This is a genomic window from Micromonospora chalcea, from assembly GCF_002926165.1.
GTDB lineage: Bacteria > Actinomycetota > Actinomycetes > Mycobacteriales > Micromonosporaceae > Micromonospora > Micromonospora chalcea.
This window is the reverse complement of sequence record NZ_MAGP01000110.1, coordinates 46,188-66,988: the sequence shown is the minus strand read 5'-3', so window position 1 is coordinate 66,988 and position 20,801 is coordinate 46,188. Positions and strand designations below refer to the sequence as shown.

The 20,801-nt window shown below is 74.3% G+C and carries 20 protein-coding genes and 1 pseudogene; 8 read left to right on the top strand and 13 right to left on the bottom strand.

Annotated elements, in window-relative coordinates; translation table 11 throughout:
- Window positions 1-113 precede the first annotated feature (113 nt).
- Complete coding sequence (locus tag BAW75_RS14535; protein WP_104113901.1) at window positions 114-1,370, top strand: ATP-grasp domain-containing protein; 1,257 nt, start codon at window positions 114-116, stop codon at window positions 1,368-1,370.
- On the opposite strand, the gene BAW75_RS14530 is transcribed toward BAW75_RS14535, so the two are convergent.
- Both BAW75_RS14530 and BAW75_RS14525 read right to left on the bottom strand, forming a co-directional pair.
- A complete protein-coding gene (locus BAW75_RS14530; RefSeq protein ID WP_043325950.1) occupies window positions 1,367-1,834 on the bottom strand; it encodes a GNAT family N-acetyltransferase in 468 nt (155 codons plus the stop codon). The genes BAW75_RS14535 and BAW75_RS14530 overlap by 4 nt on opposite strands.
- 62 nt (window positions 1,835-1,896) lie before the next feature.
- A complete protein-coding gene (locus tag BAW75_RS14525; protein WP_104113900.1) occupies window positions 1,897-2,847 on the bottom strand; it encodes a thiamine-phosphate kinase in 951 nt (316 codons plus the stop codon).
- 163 nt (window positions 2,848-3,010) lie between these two features.
- On the opposite strand from BAW75_RS14525, the gene BAW75_RS14520 reads away from it, so the two are divergent.
- Both BAW75_RS14520 and BAW75_RS14515 read left to right on the top strand, forming a co-directional pair.
- Complete coding sequence (locus BAW75_RS14520; protein ID WP_013284547.1) at window positions 3,011-3,244, top strand: Lrp/AsnC ligand binding domain-containing protein; 234 nt, start codon at window positions 3,011-3,013, stop codon at window positions 3,242-3,244.
- Entirely contained in the window at window positions 3,245-3,829 is a 585-nt protein-coding gene (locus BAW75_RS14515) for a DUF3515 family protein (RefSeq protein WP_043325952.1), read from the top strand. It begins immediately after the preceding gene.
- Between the two features lie 16 nt (window positions 3,830-3,845).
- Here BAW75_RS14515 and BAW75_RS14510 read toward each other — a convergent pair whose 3' ends face one another.
- Window positions 3,846-4,949: a D-alanine--D-alanine ligase family protein gene (locus BAW75_RS14510; protein ID WP_043325953.1), complete on the bottom strand. Its 1,104-nt coding sequence runs from the start codon at window positions 4,947-4,949 to the stop codon at window positions 3,846-3,848.
- A gap of 172 nt (window positions 4,950-5,121) precedes the next feature.
- Window positions 5,122-5,346, bottom strand: a complete 225-nt coding sequence (locus BAW75_RS14505; RefSeq protein WP_104113899.1) for a hypothetical protein — start codon at window positions 5,344-5,346, stop codon at window positions 5,122-5,124.
- Between the two features lie 278 nt (window positions 5,347-5,624).
- Here BAW75_RS14505 and BAW75_RS14500 point away from each other — a divergent pair, with 278 nt between their 5' ends.
- Window positions 5,625-6,470, top strand: a complete 846-nt coding sequence (locus BAW75_RS14500) for a helix-turn-helix domain-containing protein (protein WP_043325956.1) — start codon at window positions 5,625-5,627, stop codon at window positions 6,468-6,470.
- A 5-nt stretch (window positions 6,471-6,475) separates the two neighbouring features.
- Entirely contained in the window at window positions 6,476-6,676 is a 201-nt protein-coding gene (locus BAW75_RS14495) for a DUF397 domain-containing protein (RefSeq protein ID WP_064447251.1), read from the top strand.
- Window positions 6,677-6,686: 10 nt separating this feature from the next.
- Here the strand turns inward: BAW75_RS14495 and BAW75_RS14490 are convergent, their stop codons facing one another.
- The 5 genes from BAW75_RS14490 to BAW75_RS14470 all read right to left on the bottom strand — a co-directional run bounded on the left by BAW75_RS14490 (window position 6,687) and on the right by BAW75_RS14470 (window position 11,596).
- Window positions 6,687-7,751: an ROK family protein gene (locus tag BAW75_RS14490; RefSeq protein ID WP_043330564.1), complete on the bottom strand. Its 1,065-nt coding sequence runs from the start codon at window positions 7,749-7,751 to the stop codon at window positions 6,687-6,689.
- 21 nt (window positions 7,752-7,772) lie between these two features.
- On the bottom strand, window positions 7,773-8,564 hold the full coding sequence (locus BAW75_RS14485; protein WP_104113898.1) for a putative protein N(5)-glutamine methyltransferase: 792 nt from the start codon (window positions 8,562-8,564) through the stop codon (window positions 7,773-7,775).
- Window positions 8,565-8,736: 172 nt separating this feature from the next.
- Complete coding sequence (locus BAW75_RS14480; protein WP_104113951.1) at window positions 8,737-9,855, bottom strand: cystathionine gamma-lyase; 1,119 nt, start codon at window positions 9,853-9,855, stop codon at window positions 8,737-8,739.
- Between the two features lie 11 nt (window positions 9,856-9,866).
- Window positions 9,867-10,874, bottom strand: coding sequence for an NAD(P)H-dependent glycerol-3-phosphate dehydrogenase (locus BAW75_RS14475; RefSeq protein ID WP_104113897.1), 1,008 nt, complete (start codon window positions 10,872-10,874; stop codon window positions 9,867-9,869).
- Complete coding sequence (locus tag BAW75_RS14470) at window positions 10,871-11,596, bottom strand: lysophospholipid acyltransferase family protein (RefSeq protein ID WP_104113896.1); 726 nt, start codon at window positions 11,594-11,596, stop codon at window positions 10,871-10,873. Before BAW75_RS14470 ends, BAW75_RS14475 begins: the two co-directional genes overlap by 4 nt.
- Before the next feature lie 95 nt (window positions 11,597-11,691).
- Here BAW75_RS14470 and cofC point away from each other — a divergent pair.
- The 3 genes and pseudogenes from cofC to BAW75_RS14455 form a co-directional block, all read left to right on the top strand.
- Window positions 11,692-12,312 (top strand): annotated as a pseudogene (gene cofC, locus BAW75_RS32910) (2-phospho-L-lactate guanylyltransferase); the annotation flags it as partial.
- A gap of 273 nt (window positions 12,313-12,585) precedes the next feature.
- The gene (locus tag BAW75_RS14460) at window positions 12,586-14,883 is read left to right on the top strand and encodes an RNA degradosome polyphosphate kinase (RefSeq protein WP_420915005.1); all 2,298 of its coding nucleotides are present in this window, start codon (window positions 12,586-12,588) and stop codon (window positions 14,881-14,883) included.
- Window positions 14,884-14,890: 7 nt separating this feature from the next.
- On the top strand, window positions 14,891-15,808 hold the full coding sequence (locus tag BAW75_RS14455; protein WP_064447016.1) for an NUDIX hydrolase: 918 nt from the start codon (window positions 14,891-14,893) through the stop codon (window positions 15,806-15,808).
- 6 nt (window positions 15,809-15,814) lie between these two features.
- On the opposite strand, the gene BAW75_RS14450 is transcribed toward BAW75_RS14455, so the two are convergent.
- The 4 genes from BAW75_RS14450 to leuC form a co-directional block, all read right to left on the bottom strand.
- On the bottom strand, window positions 15,815-17,806 hold the full coding sequence (locus BAW75_RS14450) for an endonuclease/exonuclease/phosphatase family protein (protein WP_104113894.1): 1,992 nt from the start codon (window positions 17,804-17,806) through the stop codon (window positions 15,815-15,817).
- A 135-nt stretch (window positions 17,807-17,941) separates the two neighbouring features.
- Entirely contained in the window at window positions 17,942-18,547 is a 606-nt protein-coding gene (locus BAW75_RS14445; protein ID WP_030270029.1) for an HU family DNA-binding protein, read from the bottom strand.
- 159 nt (window positions 18,548-18,706) lie between these two features.
- On the bottom strand, window positions 18,707-19,294 hold the full coding sequence (leuD, locus tag BAW75_RS14440) for a 3-isopropylmalate dehydratase small subunit (protein ID WP_043325965.1): 588 nt from the start codon (window positions 19,292-19,294) through the stop codon (window positions 18,707-18,709).
- A gap of 15 nt (window positions 19,295-19,309) precedes the next feature.
- Entirely contained in the window at window positions 19,310-20,752 is a 1,443-nt protein-coding gene (leuC, locus tag BAW75_RS14435; protein ID WP_104113893.1) for a 3-isopropylmalate dehydratase large subunit, read from the bottom strand.
- Between the last annotated feature and the right edge of the window lie 49 nt (window positions 20,753-20,801).

Sequence of the window (20,801 nt, the reverse complement as noted above, 5' to 3'; positions counted from 1 at the left end):
CCGACCCGCGCCGCACACCTGACCGACCGTACGGCGACCGGCTGGTACGGGCCGGTTAGGGTGCTGCTGCGCCGGCCGTCCGGTTCCGGCGCGAGCCGTGGGGAGGGTGACCGGTGGACCTCGATCTGGGTCGCGAGCAACTGGTGGTGGTGGGCGCGTCGTTCGGCTCACTGAGCTGGTTCGACCAGCAACTGCCGGCCGGCACCGTGGTACTGGTCGAGGAGCCGGACGTGATCGCCCGCCGCGACCTGGCCCGGTTCGCCGAGCGGCTGCCGATGATCGGGCGACTGGTCGAGGCCGAGTACCAGACCGGCTTCGACGCCGACGCCCTGCTCGCCCGCGAGCCCGCCCTGGCCGACGCCCGGCTGGTCCTGCCCGGCCTGGAGTACGCGGTCGGCGCCGCCGCCCGGCTCGCCGAACGGCTCGGGTTGCCCGGCGCCGGGGCGGAGGCCGCTGACATCTTCTCCGACAAGCACCGGATGCGGCTGCTCGCCGACCGGATCGGACTGGCCAACCCCGTCTACGAGCTGGTCGACGACCCGGCGCGGGCGGTGGAGTTCGCGCGGGCGCACGGCGGCCGGTGCGTGCTCAAGCCCACCCGCCGTTCCGGCAGCCTGGGCGTGCAGCTGATCACCGACCCGGCCGAGGTGCCCGCCCGCTGGGCGGCGAGCGCCGCGCCGCCGGACCCGGCCGAGGCCACCGAGCGCGGCCTGCCCACCGGCGTGCTGGTGGAGGAACTGCTGGTCGGCTCCGAGCACAGCGTCGAGCTGCTGGTCGCCGACAGCGAGGTGATCTTCGCTAACGTCACCGACAAGCGGATCGCCGGTGGCCGGTACCCGGTCGAGACCGGCCACACCGTGCCGTCCGCGCTGCCCGCCACCGAGCACGACGCGCTGCGCGCCGCCGCGGTACGCCTCGCCGAGGCGGCCGGCTTCCGCAGCGGCATGCTGCACAGCGAGTGGATCCTCGTCGACGGCGTGCCGACGCTGGTGGAGTGCGCGGCCCGGATGCCCGGCGACATGATCACCGCGCTGATCTCGATCGCCTACGAGCGCGACGTCATCGAGGCGTACCTGCGGGTGCTGCGCGGCGAACGGCCGGCGTTGCCGGCGCGGCCGACCGGCGCGGCGGCCATCGAGTTCCTGATCGCGCCGCCCGGACAGGTCACCGCCGTCGACGGCAAGCGCGACGCGCTGCGCGTGCCGGGCGTGCTCGACGTGCAGGTCGAGACGAAGGTCGGTCAGACCGTGCCGGAACTGCTCTCCTCGGCGCACCGCAGCGGGCACCTGATGGCCTGGGGCGCGACCCCGGACGAGGCGGCCAGTGCCGCGCGCCGCGCCGCGAACGAGATCCGCATCACCGTCGGCTAGAGCGTGCGGCCGTAGGACAGGCAGCCCGGGGCGTCCTTGTAGTAGCCGAAGTTCGGGATCCGCTCGTAGCCGGACGAGGTGTACATGGCGATCGCCTCGGGCTGTTTGTCGCCGCACTCCAGCACGATCCGTTTGCGGCCGTGGTCACGGGCGGAGCGCTCGACCGCGCCGAGCACCGCACGGGCCACGCCCCGGCCCCGGGCCGCCGGGTCGGTGTACATCCGCTTCAACTCGGCCGTGTCGCCGTCCTCGCCGTGGCTGCGCCAGCCGCCGCAGCCCACCGGACGCCCGTCGAGGTAGGCGACGAGGAACGCGCCGTCCGGCGGCGTGAACTCGGCCGCGTCGACAGGGGTGTCGTCGCCGCTGCCGCCGTAACGGGCGCCGAGGTCGGCCAGCGCCGCCCGGATCAGCGCCTGCGACTCGGGCGCGTCGAAGCGCCGCTCCCGGATCTCGATCTCGCTCACCGTGCCAGGTTACGACCGCCTCCGACCCCCGCCCGGCCCGGCGGCCGGGGGTCGGACGCAGATCACTCCGCCGTTCGGCGGAAGTGGTCCCAGCCGCGCGGGCCGTCGTACCCGGCGCCGTCGACGGTGACGCCGGCGCCGGCCGCCACCCGCCCGACCGGCCGCCAGCCGTCGGGCAGCGCGGCGTCGGGCGGGAACGTCGCCGCCAGGGCGTGGTCGTCGCCGCCGGCCAGAATCCAGGTGTACGGGTCGACGCCGAGCGCCGCCGCCGCGTCACGCATCTGCCGGGGCACCTCGAACGCCTCCCGGCTCAGGTCGATCGCGACGCCGCTGGCGGCGGCCACGTGCCCGAGGTCGGCCAGCAGCCCGTCCGACACGTCGATCATGGCGGTGGCGCCGGCCGCGGCGGCGGCCGGTCCGGCCGCGTACGGCACCTCCGGGCGGCGGAACGCCTCGACCAGCAGCCGGGGCGTGCGGAAGCCCCGGGACAGCACGGTGTAGCCCGCCGCCGCCCAGCCGGTGCGCCCGGCCAGCGCCACCACGTCGCCGGGCCGGGCGCCGGAGCGGACCACCGGTGGCCGCCCGGCCAGGTCGCCGAGCGCGGTCACCGCGATGGTGAGCGTCGGGCTGGCCGACATGTCCCCGCCGACCACGCTCGCGCCGACGAGCGCCGCCTCCGCGCCCAGCCCGTCGGCCAGCTCCTCGGCCCAGGCCGGGTCCAGCTCGGCCGGCATGCAGAGCGCGACGAGCAGCGCGGTCGGGGTGGCGCCCATGGCGGCGATGTCGGCGAGGTTGGCCGCCGCCGCGCGGTGTCCCACGTCCCGCGCCGCCGACCAGTCGCGCCGGAAGTGCCGTCCCTCCACCAGCACGTCGGTCGATGCGACCACCCGCCGGTCCGGCGCCGCCACCACCGCGCCGTCGTCGCCGGGGCCGAGCAGGCAGCTCTGTCCCTGCGCCAGCCGGGCGGTCACCCGGTCGATCAGCCCGAACTCGCCGACATCCGTGACCGTCATGCCGTCCCCTCGATCCGCTGCGTCGTTGCGCACGTTCCACCCCTGTCCGCGCCGGCGTGTGCTCGCTCACCGCGTACGACCGGCAACCGATAGGGATCACTGCCGCTCAGTACGGTAGTTTCACCCTTCGGGTCGCCCGGAGGCGACGGACGGAGGTCGAGTCGTGGTACAGGCGTACATCCTCATCCAGACCGAGGTCGGCCGGGCGCGTGACGTGGCCGGTCTGATCGCGGACCTGGCCGGCGTGGTACGGGTCGACGCCGTCACCGGGCCGTACGACGTGGTGGTGCTCACCGAGGCGAACACCGTCGACGAGCTCGGCAAACTCATTGTCAGCAAGGTGCAGATGGTGCCCGGCATCACCCGCACCCTCACGTGTTCGGTGGTGCGGCTGTAAGTGGACGAGAAGACTTCCCCGCGCCCGGACCGCTCCACCCGCCGCGCCGCGCTCTGGGCGACTCTGGTCGCCGTGCCGGTGACGGTGGCGGTGGCCGGGTTCACGTTCGCCAAGCTGGCCCCGGAGTCGCCGGACGCCGGGCCGAGCGCGTCGGCGAGCCCCCGGGCACAGTCGAGCGCGCCGGTCGAGATGGCCGCCCCGGCGCTGGCCGAGCGCCCGACCGTACTCTGCCGTGCCCTGATGTCGCAGCTTCCGGACAGCGTGCGTGACCTGCCGCAGCGTCCGGTCACCGCGGGCCCGGAGCAGAACGCCGCGTACGGCGACCCGGCGCTGACGGTGGCCTGCGGCGGCAGCCCGGCGCAGTTCCCGCCCACCGACGAGGTGTGGACGGTGAACAAGGTCTGCTGGCACGCGGCCGAGGAGGCCGACGCCACGGTGCTGACCACCGTCGACCGGGAGACGCCGATCCGGGTGCGGGTGCCGAAGTCGTACGAGCCGCCGCTGCAGTGGGTGACGACGATCTCCGACACCATCGTCAGCTCCGTGCCCTCGGCGAAGCAGGCCCCCTCGGGCTGCTCCGCCTGACGCCCGGCCGGCCGGTTCAGCGGCCGGCGCGGCGGTGCAGGGCGGTACGGATCAGCCGGTTGACCAGCTTCGGGTACTCCAGCCCGCTGGCCGACCACATCCGCGGGAACATCGACGTCGGGGTGAAGCCCGGCATCGTGTTGATCTCGTTGAGGTAGACGTCCATCTGCGGGGTCACGAAGAAGTCGACCCGGGCCAGGCCGGAGCAGTCGAGCGCGGTGAAGGCCCGGGTGGCGTAGTCGCGCACCTGCCGCGCGACCGGCTCGGGCAGGTCGGCCGGTACGTCGTACTCGCAGACCTCGTCGGCGAAGATGTACTTGGCCTCGAAGTCGTACCAGTCGCGGTCGCCGATCATCCGCACCTCGGCGAGCACCGAGGCCTCCGGCGCGCCGCCGGCCTCGCCCTCCAGCACACCGCACTCGATCTCGCGGCCGACCACGGCGCCCTCGACGAGCACCTTGCTGTCGATCTCCCGGGCGGTGACGAGCGCGGCGTCCAGGTCCGCCCAGTCGTCGACCTTGGTGATGCCGAACGAGGAGCCGGCCCGGGACGGCTTGACGAAGACGGGCAGCCCGAGGCGCTCCTTGTCCTCCTCGCTCAGCGACATCCCGGCGCGCAGCACCGCGTACGGGCCGACCGGGATGCCCTCGGCGGCGCAGAGCTTCTTGGTGAACTCCTTGTCCATGGCCGCGGCGGAGGCGAACACGTTCGCGCCGACGTAGGGGATGTCGGCCATCTCCAGCATTCCCTGGATCGTGCCGTCCTCGCCGTACGCGCCGTGGAGCACCGGGAAGACCACGTCCACGTCGGCGAGCGCGACCGGCCCCTGGGCCGGGTCGAGCACCATCAGGCCGCCCGCGGCCGGGTCGGCGCGCAGCACCAGCTCGGCGCCGGACCCGGCGGTGATCTCCGGGAGTTTCCGGTCGGTGATGGCGAGCCGGCTCGGTTCGCCGTCGGCGAGCACCCACTGGCCCTGCCGGGTGATGCCGACCGGCACCACCTCGAACTCGTCCGGGTCGAGCGCGGCCAGCACGCTGCCGGCGCTGACGCAGGAGATGCCGTGCTCGGGGCTGCGGCCACCGAAGACGATCGCCACACGGGTCTTGCCTGGGGTGGTCATGGTCACCTCATCGTCGCGACTGCGGCTGGCCGTGCTCGCCGGTGGCGCTCACCCGATTGACCTTACTGTGCGTTGTCGGCGGGGGTGGTCGATACCCGGGGAGACGCGGAGCCGCGTGGCAAACGGTCAAGGTGACATATACAGGGAGTAACCATGCGAGGGTGGCCGTGGCTCAGAAGACCGGGTGCCGGGGCCGGCGGCCGACCGCGATCACCTTGACGCGCTGCCGGCCGGCCCGCACCATGCCCAGCGCCATGAACGCGCCGGCGATCCGGTCGGCCGCCTCCCGGCTGTTCGCGCCGACGACCTGCCGTCGGCGTTCGGGGCTGGTCCGCTCGTCGCGCCCGGCGCCGTCCGGGGGTCGCACGTCGGTGAGGACCACGAGGAACCGGGTCATTCCCGGCCACCTCCGCTCCGCAGGCGGCAGGCCGTCACCGTCATCGCGGAATCCCTCCCCATCTCGTGGACCGGCAGGGGCACGCGGCGGCCGGATCGTGGGGGAGTAGAAATCCGACCACCGCGCGCCCCATCCCCTCCGGTCGCTCACCGCCACCGTCGCCACGACAACCGGCGGTGAGGACGCCGTCACAGGTTGACAGGTTCACGGGCGTGAATGCAACTCTCATCGACTTTCTCTCACGCACATTTTCCCACCAGATGTGCGACCATCGATGCATGGCGCCGAAGACCGCCCGGGCCCGACGGCTCGGCATCGCACTGCGGACCCACCGGGAGGCCGCCGGCCTCACCCTGGAGTCCGCGGCCGACGAGATCAACAGCACCCGGAGCACGCTGTCCCGCTACGAGAACGCGCAGACGCTGATCAGTCCCGCCACCGTGCGCGCGTTGCTGACCAGCTACGGCGTGGGCCCGGACGAGATCGCCGCGGCCGTGGAGCTCGCGAAGGACGCCCGCAAGCCCGGCTGGTGGGTGTCCTACTCGTACCTGCTGGACCGCCGCACCATCGACTTCATCGCGCTGGAGGCCGAGGCCACCGGCATCGCGAACTTCGAGCCGTCGGTGGTGCCCGGTCTGCTGCAGACCGCCGACTACATCCGCGGCGTGATGCGCGGCGGCCCGCACACCCTCAGCGACGAGCAGGTCGAGCAGCGGGTGCAGCTACGGCTGGACCGCCAGCAGCGGCTCTCCGGGGACGAGCCGCCGATCCTCGACGCCATCATCGACGAGGGCGCGCTGCTGCGCCCGGTCGGTGGGCCCTCGGTCATGTCCGCCCAGCTCCAGCACCTGGTGAAGATGGCCGAACTGCCGAACATCACGGTGCAGGTGATCCCCCTGGCCGCCGGTTACCACCGCGGCACCCGGGGCTCGCTGCACATGCTGGAGTTCGCCGACCCGGAGGACCCGATCATCGCCTCGGTGGAGACCGTCGCCGGGCAGATGATCCTCGACCGGCCGGGCGACCTGCGTACCTGCACCAAGATCATGGAGCACCTGCGGACCGTGGCGCTGAGCCCGGCGGCCAGTCGGGACCAGTTGCTCCGCCTGCTGAACGAGAGGTGACCCAGATGAACGGCACGAACCGTCCGCACCCGACACCGGCCGGCTGGCGCAAGAGCAGTCACAGCGGCGACGAGGGCGCATGCGTGGAGATGGCGCCGCTGCCCGGCTCGGTGGCGGTCCGCGACTCCAAGGACCCGGCCGGCCCGGTGCTGGTGTTCCGGCCGCACGCCTGGGCCGCGTTCACCGCGGCGCCGCCGCGCCCCTGACCGCGGCTCCTCAGGCGGACGCGCCGCCCGGCCGCAGCGGCGCGGCCACGGCGGCGGCGCGCACCGCCTCCAGCGCGGCGATGGCCACCCCACGCGCCCCGGCCATGTCCCGGTCCGGCACCAGGGCGAAGGTGGCCACCGCCCGCTGCTCCGCACGGAGCACCGTGTGCTCGGCGACAGCGGCGAGGAACCAGTCCCGGAACTCCGGCGCCGCCTCCACCACGCCCCCGCCGACGAAGTACGCGTGCGGGTCGGTGAAGTTGGCCGCGATGGTGAACAGCCGCCCCAGCGCCCGCGCCTGCTGGCCGAAAACCTGGCGGGCCAGCGGGTCGCCCCGCTCGCCGTAGCCGCGCAGCAGCTTCGCGGCCCGGTCCGGCTCCTCCGCGGCCAGCGGATGCTCCGGATGCCGGGCCAGCCAGTACGGCAGCAGGTTGCGCCGGATCGCGGTCAGCGAGGCGACGCTCTCCGCGTCACCGGTGAAGCCGCACGCGCAGACCGGCGCCGCCTGGTCCGGCTCGACCAGGCCGTCCAGCGGGATGTGCACGTGCCCGAACTCGCCGGCCATGCCGGCCGCGCCGCCGACCACCCGCCCGGACTCCACCACACCCCCGCCGAGCCCGGTGCCGACGATGGCGGCCACCGAGGACCGGGCCATCGCGTCCGCGCCGAAGTGCACGTGGTGGGCGTAGAGCGCGGCGGCGTTGCCGTCGTTGGCGTACACCACCGGCAGGCCGAGCCGCCGCTCCAGCGCGGTACGCACGTCGAAGCCGCGCCAGGCCGGCTGGGAGAAGTTGGTGGAGCCCCGCGAGGAGATGACCCCGGTGGCGCTGGCCGGGCCGGGCGTGTCCAGCCCGACCGCGCGTACCAGGTCGCGGGGCACGCCGGTGTGGGCGAGCACGCCGTCGAACGCCCGCGCCAGCGCCTCCACCGCCGCCTCCGGCCCGGCGCCCACGTCACTCGGGATCTCCAGCAGCCCGTCCACCAGGAACCGGCCGTCGACGGTCAGCACAGTGGCGTTGTCGCTCGTGCCCCCGTTGTCGAGCCCCACCACCACCGGCACACCTGCGCTGCCCACCGCCACCGCCTCCCGCCGCGGTCAGCCGGGACGGCGGGCGGTCACCGCTGTCGCCTCGCGTTCCTCGTCGCGGACCACCGCCGGCGCCAGCCCGGCGGCGGTGAACACGGCGCACAACTCCGGGGCCTGCGCGACGCTCACCTCGACCACCACATGCCCGCCCGGGGCGAGCCACTCGGCCGCGCCGGAGGCGACCCGGCGCAGCACGGCCAGGCCGTCCGTGCCGCCGTCCAGCGCCACCGGCGCCTCGTACAGGCGCGCCTCGGCCGGCAGCGAGGTCACCGCGGCGGTCGGCACGTACGGCGCGTTCGCCACCACCAGGTCCAGCGTCCCGCGCCGGCCGGCCGGCAGCGCGTCGAACAGGTCGCCCTCGTAGACCGGGACGCCCAGTGGTTCGAGGTTGCGCCGGGCGCAGGCCACCGCCACGGGGTCGATGTCGGCGGCGGCCAGCCAGCGCGGCGTCAGCCGCTCGTGCAGCACCACGGCGGCGGCGCCGGAGCCGCAGCACAGGTCGAGCACCGCGGGGGCCGGCCCGGCCAGCGCCGTCGCGGCGTCGACGAGCAGGGCGGTCCGGCCGCGCGGCACGAACACACCCGGATGGACGGCGATCCGCCGGCCGCAGAACTCGGCCCAGCCGAGCAGATGTTCCAGCGGCAGGCCGGCGACGCGACGGTCGACCAGCCGGGTCAACGCCTGCGCCGAGTCGGCGGCGGCGATCAGCAGTTCCGCCTCGTCCTCGGCGAAGACGCAACCGGCGGCGCGCAGCCGGCGGACGAGGGCCGGACGATCGGGAGTGAAAACGGTGGATGCCATGGCAGGCCTTTCGGGAAGCGCTCGTCGGCGCTCCCGGCGTCGCCTCAGCTCCTGGGCGACGCGGACTCGGAGGGAACGCCGGTCCTCTGCTGGGGGATCGGACTCACCTCCTCGGGTCGGGGCCGCACGGGCCGTGGCTGCCCGTCACGATAGCCCAGCGGACGTCGCGCCGTCAGCCCGCCGCGTCCAGCGCAGCCGCCACGTCGGCGAGCAGATCGGCGGTGTCCTCGATGCCGCAGGAGAACCGCACGAAGCCGGGCGGCGTGGCGTCGCCCCACTGGGCGCGCCGGTCGGCGGTGCTGTGCAGCCCGCCGAACGAGGTGGCGGCGGCCACCAGCCGGGAGGCGCCGAGGAACCGGGCCACCCGGCCCTCGTCGCCCAGGTCGAACGAGACCACGCCCGGCACGCGCCGCATCTGTGCCGACGCGACCGGGTACGCCGGGTCGTCCGGCCGTCCGGGCCAGCGCACCCCGGTCACGTCCGGCCGGGCCGCGAGCAGGTCGGCCAGCGCCCGCGCGTTGGCGGTCTGCCGGGCCAGCCGCAGGTCGAGCGTGGCCAGTGACCGGTGGGCCAGCCAGCAGTCGAACGCGCCGGGCACCCCACCGGTGGCGTTGCGCCAGGTGGTCGCCGCGTCCCGCAGCCCGGCGTCGCGGGTGGCCAGATAGCCCAGCAGCAGATCCGAGTGGCCGGTCAGCGCCTTGGTGCCGGAGGCGACCACCACGTCCGCGCCGAGGTCCAGCGGGCGCTGCCCGAGCGGCGTCGCGGTGGTGTTGTCCACCGCCACCAGCGCCCCGGCGGCGTGCGCGGCGGCGGCCACCGCCCGCACGTCGTCACCGTGCAGGCCGGGGTTCGCCGGGGTCTCCAGCAGCACCAGCCGCACGCCGTCGAACGACGGGTACGGCCCGGCGGTCGGCACCAGCGTCACCCGTACGCCGAGCTGCTCCAGCGTGCCCGAGGCGAACGAGCGCACCGAGTAGTAGCCGTCGGCGGGCAGCAGCACGGTGTCGCCGGGTCGCAGCACCGTCAGCAGCAGCCCGGTGATGGCGGCCTGGCCGCTGGCGAAGACGCGGCAGTCGGCGCCCTCCAGCTCGCCGATCGCCGTCTCCAGCAGTCGCCGGGTCGGGTTGTCGGGCCGCCCGTACCCGTCCGCCGCCGCCGACGGGCCGCGCTCCGGGTCGAGGTGGTACGGCGCGGCGAAGCCAGTGCCGGGCAGGAACGGCTGCCCGGGTACCGCCTCCGGCAGTCCGGCGTGGACGCTGCGCGTGCCGTCGCCCCAGTTCTCGCCACTCATCCCGGCTCCGCTCACTCGTACGACTCCGGCTTGGCGGTACGGCTCATCAGCGCGTCCACCGCGAGGCGCGGGTCCATCCCCTCGTGGCAGATCCGCTCGATCTGCTCGGTGATCGGCATCTCGACCCCGTGCGCGCGGGCCAGGTCGCGGATGGCCAGGCAGCTCTTGACGCCCTCGGCGGTCTGCCGGGTGGCGGCCTGGGCCTGCTCCAGCGACTCCCCGCGGCCCAGGTGCTCGCCGAAGGTGCGGTTACGGGCCATCGGGGACGAGCAGGAGGCGACCAGGTCGCCCATGCCGGCCAGCCCGGCGAACGTGATCGGGTCGGCGCCGAGCGCCACGCCCAGCCGGGCGGTCTCGGCTAGCCCCCGGGTCATCAGCATGGCCCGGGTGTTGTCGCCGAAGCCCATCGCGGTGGCGATGCCGTACGCCAGCGCGATCACGTTCTTCACCGCGCCGCCCAACTCGCAGCCGATCACGTCGTCGTTCGTGTACGGGCGGAAGTACGGCGTACGGATGGACGCCTGCACCAGCGCGGTACGCCGGCTGTCGGTGCCGGCGACCACCGTCGCGGCCGGCTGCTCGGCGGCGATCTCCGGGGCCAGGTTGGGCCCGGAGACGACCACCACCCGGTCGGCGGGCACCCCGGCGGTCTCCATGATCACCTGGCTCATCCGCTTGGTGGTGCCCAGCTCGATGCCCTTCATCAGCGACACGAGCGTGGCGTCCGGCGCCACGTACGGCGTCCAGTCGGCGAGGTTGCCGCGCAGCGTCTGCGACGGCACCGAGAGCACCACCACCTCGGCGCCCTCGATCGCCTCGGCGGCGACGCCGGTGGCGGTCACCCGCTCCGGCAGGCGTACGCCCGGCAGGTACTCCGGGTTCTCCCGGCCGGTCCGGATCGCCTCGGCCACGGCGGCGCGGCGGGCCAGCACTGTGACGTCCCGCCCGGCGTCGGCGAGGATCTTGGCGAACGCGGTCCCCCAGGACCCGGCGCCCAGCACCGCCACGTGCCCGCTCATTCGCCGGCCTCCCGGATGCCGGTGCGGGCGGGCCGCTGCCAGAGCGGCGGTGGTGTGCCGCCACGGATCTCCGCGACCAGATCCCGGATGCGCAGCATGATGGTGTCCGTCATCTCCTCCAGGATCGGCCGGGTCGGCGTGGCGCCGGCCCAGGGGCTCAGGTCCACCGGCGGGCCGGCGATCACCGTCACCGGGGTACGCGGGCGCAGCCCGAAGCGCGCCGTACGCGGGTCGAACATCCGCTCCGGGCCGACCATGGCGATCGGGACCACCGGGGCGCCGGTGGCGGGCGCCAGCCGGGCCGCGCCGGTCTTGCCCTTCATCGGCCACAGGTCCGGCTCCCGGGTGGTGGTGCCCTCCGGGTAGATCACCACGGCGCCCCCCTCGGCCAGCGCGGCGACCAGCTTGTCCAGCGACTTGACCGCCTCGACGGTGCCCCGTTCGACAGGGATCTGCTGGCAGCGGTGCAGGATCGCGCCGACCACCGGCACCCGGAACACGCTGGCCTTGCCGAGGAAACGCGGCCAGCGCCCGGCGTCGTAGATGTAGTGGGCGACCACGAGCGGGTCGGCGTGCGAGATGTGGTTCGGCACGAGGATCACGCCGCCGTCGCCGCGCAGGTGCTCCATGCCCCGCCAGGTGCGCCGGGTCCAGACCGTCATCAGCGGCTTCACCAGCACCACGGCGAGCCGTCGCCAGAACCCCAGCCTCCGCCGTGCCACAGTGCCTCCTCGATCCGCCCACGCGCCCCGGCACAGAATCATGCCTGTTCGCCCCCGCTGCGGCCAGTGCGGGTACCGGCGCTCCCGCTGGCAGGATGGTCGGCGTGTCTGAGGCCCGCTGGACCGTGGTGATGCCGGTGAAGCGCCTGGGAGCGGCGAAGAGCCGGCTGCGGGGCGCGCTGCCCGGCGTACCCCATGAGGAGCTGGCGCTGGCCCTGGCGGCCGACACGCTGCGCGCGGCGCGGGCGTGCCCGGCGGTCGCCGGGGTGCTCGTGGTGACCGACGACGCGCGGGTGCGCGCGGCGGCGGACGCGGCGGGCGCCCGGGTCGCCGCCGATCCGGGCGCCGGGCTGAACGCGGCGTTCCGGCACGGCGCGGCCGTCGCCGGGCCGCGCGCCGCCGTGGCCGGCCTGACCGCCGACCTGCCCGCGCTGCGACCGGCCGAGCTGGCCGCCGCGCTGCGGGCCACCCAGGGGGTACGCGGGTACGTCGCGGACGCACCCGGCGGTGGCACCGTGCTGCTGGCCGCGCCGGCCGGGGTGCCGCTGGCGCCGCGGTTCGGGCCCGGCTCGGCCGCCGCCCACGCGGCGAGCGGGGCGCTGCCGCTGGCCGGTGACTGGCCCAGCCTGCGCCGGGACGTGGACACCCCGGCGGACCTGGCCGCCGCCGCCGGGCTGGGTCTGGGGCCACGCACGGCGGCGCTGCTGGCCGGGGCCGAAGTCCGGTACGGTGCTGGCATGCAGGGCACGGTGGCCACCTACGACGCGTCGACCCGCAGCGGCGTGCTGCTGCTCGACGACGGCACCGAGCTGGCGTTCCCGGCCCGCGCGTTCGACGCCTCCGGGCTGCGGCTGCTCCGATTGGGGCAGCGTGTCCGGATCGAGCGGGACGCCGACGGCGAGGTCGTCCGGGTGACCTTGCCGACCATGGCGTGAACAACCTGGCCGGAGTTCATTTTCCGTTCACCCTTATCGGGGAATCATGAGGTGGTGAGCACCCCTCGCGAGCACCCCGACGGCCCGCCGCCGATCCTCGACCCCGGCCCGCCCCGCAACGGCCGCCCCAGCGGCGGCCCGGACGGGCGGTTCCGCCAGCCCCGGCCCCCGGAGGAGCGCCTCGGCGCCGACCCGGACGCGGCCGGCGCCACCGGGCTGGACGAGCCGCTCGACCCGGTCGAGGGCCCGGACGAGACCGGCCCGGACGCCGGGTCGCCACCGGCGCAGCCGCTGCCGGAGGACCGCTTCCTCAACCGGGAGCTGTCCTGGCTCGACTTCAACGCCCGGGTGCTGGCGCTCGCCGAGGACCCGCGCACCCCGCTGCTGGAACGGGCGAAGTTCCTGGCCATCTTCGCCAGCAACCTGGACGAGTTCTACATGGTCCGGGTGGCCGGGTTGAAGCGCCGCCTCTCCGCCGGCCTGCCGGTGCGCGGCGGCGACCGGCTGCCGCTGCGCACCCAGCTCGAACTCGTCACCGAGAAGGCCGCCGGCCTGGTCGCCCGGCACGCCGCCTGCCTGGTCGACGACGTGCTGCCGATCGTCGCCGCCGAGGACATCCGCATCCTGCGCTGGAGCGACCTGGACGACGCCGAGCGGGAGCGGCTGCGCACTTGGTTCCGGGAGCACATCTTTCCGGTGCTCACCCCGCTGGCGGTCGACCCGGCGCACCCGTTCCCGTACATCTCCGGCCGGTCGCTGAACCTGGCCGTCTCGGTACGCGACCCGGACGGCGGCTCGGAGCTGTTCGCCCGGGTCAAGGTGCCGAACAACGTGCCCCGGTTCGTCCGGGTCCACCGGGAGCAGCCGGGCGTGCGGTTCCTGCCGGTGGAGGACCTCATCTCGGTGCACCTCGGCCAGCTCTTCTCCGGCATGCAGGTGGTCGAGTGCCACCTGTTCCGGGTGACCCGCAACGCCGAGGTCGAGGTGGACGAGGACCGCGACGAGGACCTGCTCCAGGCGCTGGAACGGGAACTGGCCCGGCGCCGGTTCGGTCCGCCGGTACGCCTGGAGGTGGCCGCGTCCATCTCCGACCACATGCTGGAGCTGCTCGTCCGCGAGCTGGACATGGACGACCACGACGTGCTGCGGGTACGCGGGCTGCTCGACCTGTCCGCGCTGTGGCAGGTCTACGGCGAGGCGGACCGGCCCGACCTGAAGGACCCGTCGTTCGTGCCGGCCACCCATCCGCGCCTGGCCGAGGGCGAGGTGCCGCGCAGCGTCTTCGCCACGCTGCGCGACGGCGACGTGCTGGTGCACCACCCGTACCACTCGTTCGCCACCAGCGTGCAGCGCTTCGTCGAGCAGGCCGCGGCCGACCCGAACGTGCTCGCCATCAAGCAGACGCTCTACCGCACCAGCGGCGACTCCCCGATCGTGGACGCGCTGGTCGACGCGGCCGCCGCCGGCAAGCAGGTGGTGGTGCTGGTGGAGCTGAAGGCGCGCTTCGACGAGGTGGCGAACATCGGCTGGGCGCGCACGCTGGAACGGGCCGGCTGCCACGTGGTGTACGGCCTGGTGGGCCTCAAGACGCACTGCAAGACCGCGCTCGTCGTACGCCAGGAGGGCAACCAGATCCGCCGGTACTGCCACATCGGCACCGGCAACTACCACCCGAAGACGGCAAGGCTCTACGAGGACTTCGGCATGCTCACCGCCGACCCGGAGATCGGCGCCGACCTGACCGACCTGTTCAACGTGCTCACCGGCTACAGCCGGCAGACCGCGTACCGGCGGCTGCTGGTGGCGCCGCAGGGCATCCGCAGCGGCCTGATCGAGCGCATCGACAGGGAGATCGAGCACGTCCGGCTGGGCATGCCGGGGCTGGTGCAGTTCAAGGTGAACTCCCTGGTGGACGAGGAGATCACCGACGCGCTCTACCGGGCGTCGCGGGCCGGCGTACACGTGGACCTGCTGATCCGGGGCATGTGCACGCTGCGGCCGGGCGTGCCGGGGCTGTCGGAGAACATCCGGGTCCGCTCGATTCTCGGCCGGTTCCTGGAGCACTCCCGGATCTTCCGGTTCGGCAACAACGGCGACGCCGAGTTCTGGATGGGTTCGGCCGACCTGATGCACCGCAACCTGGACCGCCGGGTCGAGGCGCTGGTGCAGGTGAGCGATCCGGTGGCCCGCGCCGAGCTGGACCACGTCCTCACCGCCGCGTTCGACCCCGACGTGGACGCGTTCGAGCTGGCCGCCGACGGCACCTGGCACCGGCGTACCGGCGACGGCGACACGCCGCTGACCCACCTGCAGGACCTGTTGCTGCGCCGGGTCGGCGGCCGGGCGGACTGAGCGGGCCGTGGCGCGTGCCGGGCGGGCATACGGTGAGCGGGTGAGCGACGACGAGCCGGTACGGATCCGGGCCGCGGGCGGCGTGGTGTGGCGCCCGGGCCCGGCCGGCGTCGAGGTCTGCCTCGTGCACCGCCCCCGGTACGGCGACTGGTCGTTGCCGAAGGGCAAGCTGGACCGCGGCGAGCATCCGCTGGTCGCCGCCGTCCGTGAGGTCGCCGAGGAGACCGACGTACGCGCGGTGCCGCAGGTGCGCCTACCCACCGTCCGCTACCGCAGCGAGGGTCACGCCAAGGCGGTCGACTACTGGTCCATGCGGGCGGCCGGCGCCGGCGGCTTCCAGCCCGGCACCGAGGTCGACGACGTGGCCTGGTTCCCGGTCGACGACGCGGTACGCCGGGTCAGCTACCCGCACGACGCCGAGGTGATCGCCGCGTTCGCGGCGCTGCCGCCGGTCACCGCGACCGTGCTGCTGGTGCGGCACGCCAGCGCCGGCAAGCGCGGCACCTGGACCGGCCCGGACCACGGGCGCCCGCTGGACGACGACGGGCAGGCCCAGGCGCTGGCGCTGGTTCCGCTCGTGGCCCTGGTCCGCCCGGCCCGCCTGTGCTCCGCCTCGGCGCGCCGCTGCGTGCAGACGTTGAGCCCGGCCGCGGCCCGGCTGGACCTGCCGATCGAGGTGTGCGGCGACTTCGACGAGCCGGAGCCGGGCCAGCAGGCCGAGGAGTGCGCGCTCGCCGCCGCGGCCCGCCTGGTCGCGCTGGCGCAGGCCGCCGGGACGGTGGCGGTGTGCAGCCAGGGCAAGGTGATCCCGGGCGCGCTGGAACGGCTCACCGGCCGCGTGGACGAGGACTTCACCACCGCCAAGGGCGGTGGCTGGCTGCTGCCGTTCGCCGGTGACCGGCTGGTCCTCCCGGACCGGCTGTGAGGCGGCTCAGGGCAGCGTGACGGTGAGCGTCACCGGGAGGTGGTCGCTGGCCTCGGTACGCGGCGCGCGTACCTCGGTGGCGGTCAGGCCCGGGGAGACGAAGACGTGGTCGATCTGGGTGCGCGGGTCGTCGGCCGGGCTGGTCCGCAACGGCCGGGCCGGGGCCAGCGCGTCCACCAGCCCGGCGCCGGTGAACTCGGCGAACGCCGGGTCGGCCGGCTCGGTGTTCAGGTCGCCACCGAGCACCAGCGGACGGCCGGCGGCGTACCGGCCGGCGAACGCGGCCACCTCGCGGGCCTGCTCCACCGGATCCCGGCCGGGCGGCGGTTGCAGGTGCGTGGCCACCACTGCCAGCTCGCGACCACCGAGGTCGAGCGTGACGCCGAGGGCCTGCGCACCGGTCGGCGCGCCGTGCGCGGTCAGCCGCCGCGTCTGCCCGGAGCGCGCCGGGAACCGGCTGAGCACCGCGTCGCCCCAGACCGGGTCGGCGGCGGGCGCGAAGACGTACGGCATCTCCAGCCGCCGGGCCAGCAACGCCAGCGTGTCGTGGCCGCCGTTGAGCCACCAGCCCCGGTCCACCTCGCTGAGCAGCACGATGTCCGCGCCGCGCAGCTCCCGGGCCAGCGCGTCGAGGTCCAGCCGGCCGTCCAGGCCGAACCCCATCCGGATGTTGTACGCGGCCACCCGTACCGCCGCCGGCGCGGCCGTGGCCCGGGCCTGTGCGGGCGGTACGTGCAGCACGGCGGCGAGCCCGGCCAGCGCGGTGAGCGCGGCCAGGGCCGCGACCCGGACCGTGGTCGGCAGCACCGGGCCGGGTGCGGCTGCGCCGGGCGCCGTCGGGTCGGGTGCCGTCGGTGCGGCCCGGACAGGCGCGGTAGCCGCCACCAGAGCCACCAGGACGGCCGTGGCGACCGGCGCCCAGCCGTTGGGGTACCCCAGGTCGTAGGCGGCGTAGTAGGCCACCGTGGCCACCGCGAACACCAGCATCCCGAGCGCCGCCGCCCGCCCGCGTCGCGCCCCCGCCCGTCCGTCGTCGCCCGGCCCGGCCGCGTCGTCGGCGGCTGCGGGCCCGTCGCCGGTCGTGTCGGTGAGGGCCAGGCAGCCGCCGAGACCGGCGGCGGTGAGCAGGTACGCCGGAACGAGATGCCCGGTCACGAACAGCACCGACCCGGCGAGCAACGCCAGTGGCCACAGCACCCGCGCCACGCGCGCCGGTGCCCGGAACAACGCCGCCGCGAGGAACAGCAGCACCGCGAGCGCGCCCGGCAGGGCACCGCTGCCGGGGCGGGCGAGGCCGGGGAAGTCAGGCGATCCGGTGCCGGCGGCGGCGCTCCAGAGCGCCGGGGCGAGCGCCACCTGACCGGCCAGCAGCAGCGCCGGGCCGCACAGCAGCCAGGCTCGGCGGCCCGGAACGCGGACACGCCGCCCGGTTGTGCCGTGGCCCGCGCCCGTCGGGGACGGCCCCGCCGCCGGCGTGTCCGCCCACTCCCGCCGTACCGCCACCGACGCGGCCAGGAACGCCGGCACCAGCAGGGCGCTCAGGCTCCAGGCGAGCACACCGCCGCGCCACACCAGGTCCTCGGTGCCGAGCAGGGCGTGCCCGACCGCGTTCCCGGCCATGCCCAGCGCCAGCCCGGCCACCGGCCGGGGCACGGACGCGGCGGTGGCGGCGAGCCAGACCAGGCCGGCGAGCAGCCCGGCGCAGGCCAGCCAGAGCTGGGCCGGACCACCGGGTTGCGCGGTGAGCGCCAGCCGCGCCGCCGCCAGCACACCCGCCGCGACGAGTCCGACCGGGGCGGCGCCGGTGCGGCGTACGAGCGCAGGCGCGGCGAGCGCGAGCAGGAACCAGCCGAGCGCGAACGCGCCGAGCAGCTCGGCCGGTGTCTCGGCGGCCCGCCCGAAGAGGGTGATGACCGACGGGAGCCAGACCCGCAGCACGTCCAGCAGGACCGCGATACCGAGCGCGAGCGTGAGGGTGGAGAGGTGACGGTGCCGCACGGGCGCCTCTTCTCGTGACCGACGGGGGTTTTCGGCACGGCGATTCTGCGGGGCGCGACGGCGGACGGTCAACGGCGTACCCATGCGAAAGGGCGCCCACCGGCAACGGTGGGCGCCCTTTCGTGGGCCGTCCGGTCAGCGCCGGGTGGCGGCCTTCTTGGCCGGTGCCTTCTTCGCGGGCGCCTTCTTGGCCGCCGTGGTCTTCTTGGCCGTGGCGGACTTCGCCGCGGTCGTCTTCTTGGCGGTGGTGGTCTTCTTCGCCGCGGTGGACTTCGCCGCGGTCGTCTTCTTCGCCGCCGTGGTCTTGGTCGCGGCGGCCTTCTTCGCCGGCGCGGCCTTCTTGGTAGCGGTGGTCTTGGTGGCCTTCGCCGCCGTGGTCTTCTTCGCGGCGGCGGTGGTCTTCGCCGCTGTGGTCTTCTTCGCGGCGCCGGTGGTCTTCTTCGCGGCGGCGGTGTCCTTCGGCACCTTGCCGCTGGCCACCATCTCCTTGAAGCCCGCGCCCGCCCGGAACGTCGGGACGGAGGTCTTCTTGACCTTCACCGCCTCGCCGGTACGCGGATTGCGCGCTGTTCGGGCTCCCCGGACGCGCTTCTCGAACGCTCCGAAACCGGTGATCGCCACCTTCTCGCCCTTGGTGACCGCCGCCTGGACCTCAGCGAGAACCGCGTCGAGCGCGGCCGTCGCCGTCTTCCGGTCCCCCAGGCGAACGGCGAGCGCCTCGATGAGCTCGGCCTTGTTCACGACTTCCTCCCGATTGTGCAACTGACTCGACGCGAGCCATTCTGCGCGCACGTTATGCCCTGTGCTGCCTGGACACAAACATTCGGTGGAAAAAAGCCCTTGTGTCGTAACGGATTCGCCCCCACCGGGCGCACCGGTGGGGGCGAATTCGGGCCGGAGTCAGGCTACCGAGGGCAGGAACGACGGCCGGGACGCCTCGTACGAGGCGATCTCCGCCTCGTGCCGGAGGGTGAGTCCAATGTCGTCCAAGCCCTCCATCAGCCGCCAGCGGCTGTGGTCGTCCAGCGGGAACGCCCAGGTGGCGTCACCGGCGTGGACCTGGCGGGCGGCGAGGTCGACAGTGATCGGCGTGGTCGGCTCGGATTCCACGAGATCCCACAGTTCTTCCACGGCTTTCAATTCCAGCTCGACCGGAAGGAGGCCTTCCTTGAGCGCGTTGCCGCGGAAGATGTCGCCGAAGCGGGGCGAGATGACGGCCCGGAAGCCCCAGTCCCGCAGCGCCCAGACGGCGTGCTCCCGGGATGATCCGGTGCCGAACTCGGGGCCGGCGATCAGAATCGACGCACCCGAATGGACGGGATCGTTGAGGACGAATGACGGGTCCTCCCGCCACGCGTTGAACAGACCGTCGGCGAATCCGGTCCGGGTCACCCGCTTGAGGTACACGGCGGGGATGATCTGGTCGGTGTCCACGTTGGATCGGCGCAGCGGCACGGCGGTGCCGGTGTGGGTGGTGAACTTGTCCATCTCTCGGCTGCCCTTCTACAGGTCGGCGGGGGCGGCCAGCCGGCCGACCACGGCGGTGGCGGCGGCGACCGGCGGGGACACCAGGTGGGTACGCCCGCCCCGGCCCTGGCGGCCCTCGAAGTTGCGGTTGGAGGTCGAGGCGGAACGCTCACCCGGCTTCAGCGTGTCCGGGTTCATGCCCAGGCACATGGAGCAGCCGGCGAAACGCCACTCGGCGCCGGCCTCGGTGAAGACCTTGTCCAGCCCTTCGATCTCGGCCGCCTCGCGGACCGCGGCCGAGCCGGGGACCACCAGCATGCGTACGCCGTCGGCGACGCGGTGCCCGCGCAGCACGTCGGCGGCGGCACGCAGGTCCTCCAGGCGGCCGTTGGTGCAGGAGCCGACGAAGACCACGTCCACGGCCAGGTCACGCATCGGCGTGCCCGGGGTGAGGTCCATGTACTCCAGCGCGCGCCGGGCGGCGACCCGCTCCGGCTCGGTGACGAAGTCCTCCGGGGCCGGCACCGTCGCGCCCAGCGGCACACCCTGCCCGGGGTTGGTGCCCCAGGTGACGAACGGCGTGATCCGGCTCGCGTCGAGCGTGACCTCGGTGTCGAACGTCGCGCCGTCGTCGGTGGGCAGCGTCCGCCAGTACTCCAGCGCCGCGTCCCAGGCGTCGCCCTGGGGCGCGTTGGGCCGCCCCTTCAGGTACGCGAACGTGGTCTCGTCCGGCGCGATCATGCCGGCCTTGGCGCCCCACTCGATGGACATGTTGGCGATGGTCATCCGCCCCTCCATGGAGAGGTCGCGGATCGCCACGCCCCGGTACTCGACGATGTGACCGCGACCGCCGCCGGTGCCGACCTGCGCGATCAGCGCGAGCACCAGGTCCTTGGCGGTGACGCCGGGCGCCAGCTCGCCGACCACGTTCACGGCCATGGTCTTCGGCCGGGCCTGCGGCAGCGTCTGCGTGGCCAGCACGTGTTCGACCTCACTGGTGCCGATGCCGAACGCGAGCGCGCCGAACGCGCCGTGGGTGGCGGTGTGCGAGTCGCCGCACACGATCGTCATGCCGGGCTGGGTGAGGCCGAGCTGCGGGCCGATGACGTGCACGATGCCCTGGTTCTCGTCGCCCAGCGCGTGCAGGCGGACGCCGAACTCGGCACAGTTGCGACGCAGCGTCTCGATCTGGGTGCGGGAGGTGGGGTCCGCGATCGTGAGCAGGTCGCCGCGCCGGAGGCGGAACGCCGGGTCGTCGTACCCGGTCGGGGTGTTGTGGTCCTCCGTCGCGATCGTCAGGTCGGTACGGCGGACCCCGCGCCCGGCCAGACGCAGCCCGTCGAACGCCTGCGGGCTGGTCACCTCGTGCAGCAGGTGCAGGTCGATGAAGAGCAGGTCCGGCTCGCCGTCGGCGGAGCGGACCACGTGTGCGTCCCAGACCTTCTCGGCCAGGGTCCTCGGTTGAGTGACTCCCACCATCTGGACATCCTAAATTCTGGGAGGTAAATTTCGGCTTGTGGGACACAGT